The organism is Bradyrhizobium sp. P2_E8 (assembly GCF_056403875.1).
The window spans coordinates 1-6,520 of sequence record NZ_JBFUES010000390.1 but is presented as its reverse complement, the minus strand read 5'-3'; the positions used below and the strand labels follow the sequence as shown (position 1 = coordinate 6,520).

At 64.5% G+C, this 6,520-nt stretch carries 7 protein-coding genes; 5 read left to right on the top strand and 2 right to left on the bottom strand.

Annotated elements, in window-relative coordinates:
• The coding region (locus AC1D00_RS21325) for an EAL domain-containing protein (protein ID WP_477012020.1) at positions 1-2,214 on the top strand (2,214 nt) is incomplete at its 5' end.
• 28 nt (positions 2,215-2,242) lie between these two features.
• Here AC1D00_RS21325 and AC1D00_RS21320 read toward each other — a convergent pair.
• The gene (locus AC1D00_RS21320) at positions 2,243-2,503 is read right to left on the bottom strand and encodes a hypothetical protein (RefSeq protein WP_477012019.1); all 261 of its coding nucleotides are present in this window, start codon (positions 2,501-2,503) and stop codon (positions 2,243-2,245) included.
• A gap of 270 nt (positions 2,504-2,773) precedes the next feature.
• Here AC1D00_RS21320 and rocF point away from each other — a divergent pair, with 270 nt between their 5' ends.
• From rocF to AC1D00_RS21300, 4 genes are all read left to right on the top strand, one after another.
• A complete protein-coding gene (gene rocF, locus AC1D00_RS21315; protein WP_027545896.1) occupies positions 2,774-3,751 on the top strand; it encodes an arginase in 978 nt (325 codons plus the stop codon).
• Between the two features lie 160 nt (positions 3,752-3,911).
• Positions 3,912-5,183, top strand: a complete 1,272-nt coding sequence (gene soxC, locus AC1D00_RS21310; RefSeq protein ID WP_025576788.1) for a sulfite dehydrogenase — start codon at positions 3,912-3,914, stop codon at positions 5,181-5,183.
• Positions 5,170-5,712, top strand: coding sequence for a c-type cytochrome (locus AC1D00_RS21305; RefSeq protein WP_477012018.1), 543 nt, complete (start codon positions 5,170-5,172; stop codon positions 5,710-5,712). Before soxC ends, AC1D00_RS21305 begins: the two co-directional genes overlap by 14 nt.
• A 114-nt stretch (positions 5,713-5,826) precedes the next feature.
• On the top strand, positions 5,827-6,111 hold the full coding sequence (locus tag AC1D00_RS21300) for a hypothetical protein (RefSeq protein ID WP_025576183.1): 285 nt from the start codon (positions 5,827-5,829) through the stop codon (positions 6,109-6,111).
• A gap of 6 nt (positions 6,112-6,117) precedes the next feature.
• On the opposite strand, the gene AC1D00_RS21295 is transcribed toward AC1D00_RS21300, so the two are convergent.
• On the bottom strand, positions 6,118-6,520 hold a 403-nt coding region (locus AC1D00_RS21295), incomplete at its 5' end, for an enolase C-terminal domain-like protein (protein ID WP_477012017.1).

Sequence of the window (6,520 nt, the reverse complement as noted above, 5' to 3'; positions counted from 1 at the left end):
GTGCTGGCTGGGCAGGACGCCGGTCGGCGGTCCCCCTTCCTTATCGACTTCAGTATTCGAGCAGCCTCCATTCCGCGTGTCTCCTATGCCGACGTGCTGCACGGCGATGCCGCCACACTCGACAAGCTGAGAGACAAGAAGATCATCGTCGGTGCGACTGCGCTCGAGCTGGGTGACCGGTTCAGCGTTCCAAATGGCGGCATCGTCTCGGGGCCCGTCCTGCAGGCGCTGGCTGCGGAATCGATCCTCCAGCACCGGATGCTGCGCTGGACGTCCGATGCCGGCATGATCCTCGGCCTGGGTGTGATCTGCCTGCTGATGATGTATTCGTGGCGCCGCTTGGCATCGGGATATCGAGTTGCGGTCCTCATCGCAGCCGGGGCGGCGGTCGAACTGACCGCGGCCCTTGTGCAGGCAAGATGGCCCTTCGTCGTCGACACATCGCTATTCCACATTGCGATCATCGCCTATCTGACCGCGATCGCGCTGGACGAGATCGATTTCCGCGGTCTCCTGGGACGTATCGCCGAGAGCCGCTTTCATCGTATCGCCATGTCGCTCGGTGACGGTCTCGTCTGCACCGACGCAGATCACCGGATCACGGTCTGGAATCCTGGCGCGAGCGCGATCTTCGGCTATATGCCTGCCGAGATCATCGGCCGCCCGTTCGACACCCTGTGCGCCGCGCCGGCGGACGGCGCCGCAAGGCCGTCCATGCGCGATGTCGCGCGCCAGGCCCTCCTCGTCCCCGGCGGGGCGGTCGTCGTCGAGTTCGAGGGCCGGCGCAAGAATGGCGAAACCTTCCCCGTCGAAGCGAGCTTCTCGGGCTGGCAGGGAACGGACGGCTTCCAGTATGGAGCGATCCTGCGCGACATCTCGGTCCGTAAGCGCGAGGTCGAACGCGTCAGATATCTTGCCGAACACGACGCGCTGACCGGGCTTGCCAACCGCAATATGCTGCATGCCGGCCTTGCCAGCCTGATCGCAGCAGCTGAGCGGCGGTCATCCGGCGTCGCGCTGCTCGTGCTGGGGCTCGACGGCTTCCAGCAGATCAACGACATGCTTGGACATTCGGCCGGCGACCTCGTGCTGCGGGCCGTCGCCGAGCGGCTCCGGTCCGAAGCCGATGGCAAAGCGGTCGTCGCCCGGCTCAGCGGCGACGAATTCGCCATTGCGCTCGATTGCGCGGAGGCCGGCGAGCCGATTGTGGAATTCGCCGAGCGGATCGCGCTTGCGTTCGAAGCGCCGCTTGCAACGGGCACACGGCAGCACCGCGTCCGGATCAGCATCGGCGTCGCCGTCTATCCCGACGGTGGACACAACGCGGACGACCTCCTGAGCAACGGCCATCTCGCGCTGAGCCGCGCCAAGGCGACGCGACGCGGCAGCCACGTGATCTTCGAGAGTGCGATCAGGCAGGAGCTGGAGAACCGCTTGACGCTCGAGAGCGAGCTGGCGCTTGCCGCGGACCACGGCGAGTTCGAACTGTTCTACCAGCCGCAGGTTCGCCTGGTCGACGGCGACCTGGTCGGGGCGGAAGCGCTCATCCGTTGGCGGCATCCCGTGCGCGGCTACGTCTCCCCCGGGGAGTTCATGCCGGTGGTCAATACCTCAGCGCTGTCCGAGCGGATCGCGAACTGGGTGATGGAGACGGCCTGCCGGCAGGCGCGTGCGTGGGAATTGTCCGGCAACAGCGTGCGCGTCGCGATCAACCTCTCGCCGTCGCAGTTGCACTCCGGCGATCTCGCGCATGCGGTCGCGGCCTTGCTCGACGCGACGGGGCTGACGCCCGCGCTGCTCGAGCTCGAGGTCACCGAAGATATCCTCCTCCATGACGAGGGCCGCGTGCTCGACATGTTCAAGCGGATCCAGGAGCTCGGCGTCCGCGTCCTGTTCGACGATTTCGGCACCGGCTACGCCAGCCTGAGCTATCTGAAGAAGTTTCCGCTCGACGGGCTCAAGATCGACCGGTCGTTCGTGCTCGATCTGCTTACCGATTCCGACGATGCCGCGATCGTCGGTTCGACCATCGGCCTCAGCAAGCAGCTCGGGCTCAGCGTCGTGGCCGAAGGTATCGAGAACCGGGCTACGGCCGATTTCCTCATCAGCATGGGATGCAAGGAAGGGCAGGGCTATTCCTTCGGTCGGCCGATGCCCGCGGATGCCTTCGAACGGCAGTTCCTGGCGCAGCCTCAATCCGTCAGCGCGGCCTAGCTGGCTCACGTCACGCGGGTTGTGATTGCTAACGCCGGCGGGCGACGGCAACGCCGAACAGGAAGGCGACGAACAGGCTCGCGAGCGGCGCTTCACGTGTGATTGCGGCGACCGTCGCGAGCGGTTTACCCGGCTTTCGAGCTTCGTCGATGACATGGGTCAAGCGGTCGACGGCGGCGCGTAAGCCTCCCGCGACCTCACCGATCGTGTGGGAGACGTCGGTCGCGGCGTCGATGGCGCGCTCGGCCATGCCGGGCTGGGACGGGGGCTGCGGAATTTCGGTGCTCAAATTCGCGAACTCCGCTCTTGACGAAGTGAATGAGGCCGGCACCTTTGGCTATCCGCGCGAGCGCTCGTTAGCGGGTCCGAAGACCTTTGGCTATCCGCGACAGGCGCCGTGATGTACGGCGGGTGCCGGCCTTGCAGGGGAAATGCGGGGCACGGGATTTAGTTCCAGGACGGTTTCTCGCGCGGCGTCTTTGCACCGGAAATACCCGTGAAACGACGGGTCCGAATCTCTGTTAGGCTGGCACCACCTTGTGGATGTCAGGAGGCTGCCGTGACCGATCGGACCATGCCGGATCGAGCCCGGCGCATCGCCTTGCTCGGCGCGCCCATCGACATGGGGGCCTCGCAGCGCGGCACACTGATGGGCCCGGCGGCGCTGCGCACCGCCGGCCTTGCGACGCTGCTCGAGAGCCTGGACTTCGAGGTCGTCGACTACGGCGATCTCTCCGTGGCCGAGGTCAGGGACCTCGCCGACAGGCCGCCAGAAAAAGCCAATCATTACCGTGAAATCCAGCGCTGGACACGCGTGCTGAGCGGCAGAGGTTATGAGATCGCGAAAACCGGTGCGCTCCCGATCTTCCTCGGCGGCGATCACACGCTGTCAATGGGCTCGGTCAATGCCATGGCGCGCCATTGGCAGGAGCGCGGACGCGAGCTGTTCGTGCTCTGGCTCGATGCGCATGCCGACTACAATACGCCGGAGACGACGATCACGGCGAATATGCATGGCATGTCGGCCGCGTTTCTGTGTGGCGAGCCGGGCCTCGATGGCCTGCTCGGCGATGACCCGCGTGCGTCGATCGATCCCGACAGGCTCGATCTGTTTGGCGCGCGGTCAATCGACAAGCTCGAAAAGGAGCTGATGCGCGCGCGCCGGATCAGGGTTGTCGACATGCGCCAGATCGACGAGTTTGGCGTCGCCGTGCTGATCCGCCGTGTCATCGAGCGGGTCAAGGCGAGCAATGGCGTGCTGCATGTCAGCTTCGATGTCGATTTCCTCGATCCATGCGTGGCGCCTGGGGTCGGCACCACGGTGCCGGGTGGCGCGACCTATCGCGAAGCACATCTGATCATGGAGCTGCTGCACGATTCCGGCGTGGTGGGGTCGGTCGACATCGTTGAGCTCAATCCATTCCTRGACGAACGTGGTCGAACCGCGCGCACCGCGGTCGAGCTGATCGGTAGCCTGTTCGGACAGCAGATCACCGACCGGCCGACGCCAAGCAATGCGATCGCGCCGGGCGAGTGACGTGCGCGCCGTTTGTGCATTGCAAAGAAGGGAACTGCTGTCACTGCCGGCGGATTTAGATCAGTCGTGATCGAAATCGACTGCTTTTGAAACAGCTGCGAATTGCAAATGCAGTTCGCCGAGGGTTTCATGCGGGTCGAGCTTCAGCCGAGGATCCGCAATGAGCAGCCCGATCGACGTCGACGATAAATCTTCGCCAACAACACGCCGTCGCTTCCTGCAAGGTGGCACCGCAGTGGCGAGCGGCGCCCTTCTTGGCGCGGGCGCGGCTGCGGGGGCAGAGACGAATAACCTTCCTCCCAGCATTCCCGAATGGATGAAGGCGCCGGGCGAGCCGACGGGAGGCCAGCTCTATGGTGCGCCATCGCCCTTCGAGGAGGGCGTTGTCAAGAACATCTCGAAGACTCTCAAGCAATATATCTCGGCGTCCAGCCGGACGCCCCTGCAGGAGCTCGACGGCATCATCACGCCGAACGGGCTGTTCTATGAGCGGCATCATGGCGGCGTCCCGACCATTGATCCGGCGCAGCACCGGTTGATGCTTCACGGCCTTGTCGAACGGCCCCTGATCTTCACCATCGACGATCTGCGGCGCTTCCCGTCGGAGTCGCGCATCCACTTTCTCGAGTGCTCCGGCAATCCCGGTTACACCAAACCCTATGGCAAGACGGCATCGGACCTTGTCGGCCTGGTGAGCTGCGCGGAATGGACCGGCGTCAGCCTGAAGCTGGTGCTTCAGGAGGCGGGGTTGAAGCCGGAGGCCAAATGGGTGGTTGCCGAGGGCGCCGACGCGGCCGCGCTGACGCGCAGCATTCCGATCGAGAAATGCCTCGAGGACGCCATGCTGGTCTACAGCCAGAACGGCGAGCGGCTGCGTCCGCAGCAAGGGTATCCGCTGCGGCTGTTCCTGCCGGGCTTCGAAGGCAACATGAGCGTGAAATGGCTGCGCCGCCTGCACGTGACTGCCGAGCCCGTGTATTCGCGCGAGGAGACTTCGAAATATACCGATCTCCTGCCCGACGGCACGGCACGGGAGTTCTCCTTCTACATGGAAGCGAAGTCGATCATCACCCGTCCATCCGGCGGTCAGCGCCTGAGCGTGCCCGGCTTCCACGAGGTCACCGGCATCGCCTGGAGCGGGCACGGCAAGATCGCCCGCGTCGAGGTGTCCGTCGACGACGGGAGGAGCTGGCAGGACGCGCGATTGCAAGAGCCGGTGCTGACGCGTGCCCTGACACGCTTCCGCTTGCCGTGGCAATGGGACGGCAAGCCCGCTGTGATCCAGAGCCGCGCCATTGACGAGACCGGCTATGTGCAGCCGACGCTGGCCGAACTGCTCGCGGTGCGCGGCGAGAATTATTTCTACCACAACAATGCGATCTGGCCCTGGCGCATCGCGGCGGACGGCGAGGTGACCAATGCGCTTGCGTGAGATGTGCGGTATCGCATTAGCAATCGTGCTGTGTGCCTGTGGGAGCGGAGCGCAGGCGCAAAGCCCTTATGGTATCGGTCGGCCGGCGACGCCCGCCGAGATCGCGGGTTGGAATATCGATATCGGGCGCGACGGCAGCAATCTGCCGAAGGGGAGCGGTTCAGTCAGCCGTGGCCGTGAAGTGTTCGCCGAGCAATGTGCCTCGTGTCACGGCGAGAAAGGCGAGGGCGGCCTGGGTGATCGGCTCGCCGGCGGTCAAGGCACGATCGGAACGGCCAAGCCCATTCGTACTGTCGGGAGCTATTGGCCTTATGCGCCGACGCTGTTCGATTATATCCGTCGCGCCATGCCGCAGAATGCGCCGCAGTCGCTGAGCGATGAGGATGTCTATGCGGTTTCCGCCTATGTCCTAAACCTGAACGGGCTGGTTGGAGCGGACGCGACGCTCGACGCGAAATCGCTTGCGGCCGTGAAGATGCCGAACCGCGACAGGTTTGTCGGCGATGCGCGGCCCGACGTCAAAAAGTGAACGGGCGCGGGGGCGAGGTTCCCCTGCGCTGGCTTGGAACTTGCTTCGGCGAGGAGGGAACTCGCGGGACGTCATTGAATTAACCTGCGAGAGGAAAAAAGCACGGATCCTTCGATGGCAGCTGATCGCTTCGCTAACTCCATGTCCACGGCGCTTCGTCATCCCGGCGTGATCGCGTTGATCGTGGCCGCCTTGACGATTGCTGCGATGCTGATCGTGGATCACGGGCCGTGGAGCCGGGCCAAGACGCAGCCGGCCCATGTCGCGATGTATGCGACCACAGGTGAGGCGGCACATGCTGCCGGCGCCAAGGTGCTTCCCACCGAACCGAAATCGCCGGTCGAGCCGGAGCGGCCGGGACCGAAGACGTCCCCGACCGTCAATCCCGTGACGCCGTAGTTCTCGTCAGCTCTTGCGACCATAGTTGAGAAGCCCCCCGCTCGTCTTCGGCGGATGCGCGCGCAGCGCCTCCTCGTTCGGCTCGGTGCCCCAGCCGGGCCGATCCGGAATGATCAGATGGCCATTCTGGATTTCCGGCTCGTGCGTGAACAGCTCGCGGTCCCAGGACAGGCGATCGATGTCGATCTCCATGATGCGCAGGTTCGGAACGACCGCGCAGAAATGCGCGTTCATCAACGAGCAGAGATGGCCGTAGAAGTTGTGCGGGGCGACGTTGACCTCGAACGCTTCTGCGGCGGCTGCGATCTTCATCGACTGCCAGACGCCGTTCCAGGGCGTGTCGATGATCGCGACGTCCATCGCCTGCTCATGGAAATAGGGCAGGAATTCGCGCAGGCCGAGCAGGGTC